This is a genomic window from Mesorhizobium sp. P2_D1, assembly GCF_056404455.1.
On record NZ_JBFUDZ010000149.1, the window covers coordinates 1 to 890 of the forward strand.

Sequence of the window (890 nt, forward strand, 5' to 3'; positions counted from 1 at the left end):
GGGCGAACGCATGCATATCGACCGGGCTGTTGCCTGAGGCAACCCATTCCGCCACGACTTTGCCCATGCCGCCTGATGACATAATGCCGCTGGAATTGAAGCCAGCTGATACAAATAATCCGCTGACCTCGGGGGCCGGCCCTATGAGATAGCGGCCGTCTGCGGTAAAACTCTCCGGCCCGACGAAAAGGGTCTGCACACCAGCGCTTTCTAGACGCGGCACGCGCTTTGTTGCCATGGCAAGTTCGTTTTCGTAGTGCTCGTAGTTCCCCGGCAGACTATCGAACTCGAATTCCTCCGGAATGCCGTGCGTGGCCCATGCCTTGCCACGCTCCTCGAAAATTCCGACAAGCAACTTGCCTGCGTCCTCCTTGTAGTAAGATCGTTCTTCCGAAATCACCAGAATGGGCGTTTTTGAGTCGAGCTGGGCGATCGGTTCCGTAACCATATAGAAGTGTTCGGCCGCGTGAAGCGGCACAGCCACGCCGACCTTGCGCGCCAGTTCCCTAGTCCACATGCCGCAGGCCAGAACAACCGTGTTCGCCTCGATCTGCCCGTCTTCAGTCTCGACGCCGACGATCCTATCGCCGCGTTTGAGGAGTCTAGTGACATTTGTATCCTCGAAGATGCTGACGCCACCTTGGCGAGCGCCCTTGGCCAGGGCCATGGTATAGTCCACAGGATTGACCTGACCATTTTCGGGAATATGAAGCGCCCCTAGGATGCCATCAATGTTCAGAAGCGGCCACGCCTCTTGAAGTTCTTCTGGCGTCACCATGGGGGCCAGAACGCCAATATATTGGGCATAGGAAGAGGAGCGCCTCAGGAGTTCCAGCCGATTTTCGTCGAGGGCGATCATAAAGCCGCCATTCTGCTTGAATCCTGTGGAC

Annotated in this window: 1 protein-coding gene; it reads right to left on the bottom strand. The window is 57.0% G+C overall.

All coding sequences use genetic code 11. The features are described 5' to 3' along the window. A partial coding sequence (locus tag AC1D0I_RS32645) for an NAD(P)/FAD-dependent oxidoreductase (RefSeq protein WP_477400192.1) occupies positions 1-859 on the bottom strand: 859 nt, incomplete at its 3' end. Positions 860-890 lie beyond the last annotated feature (31 nt).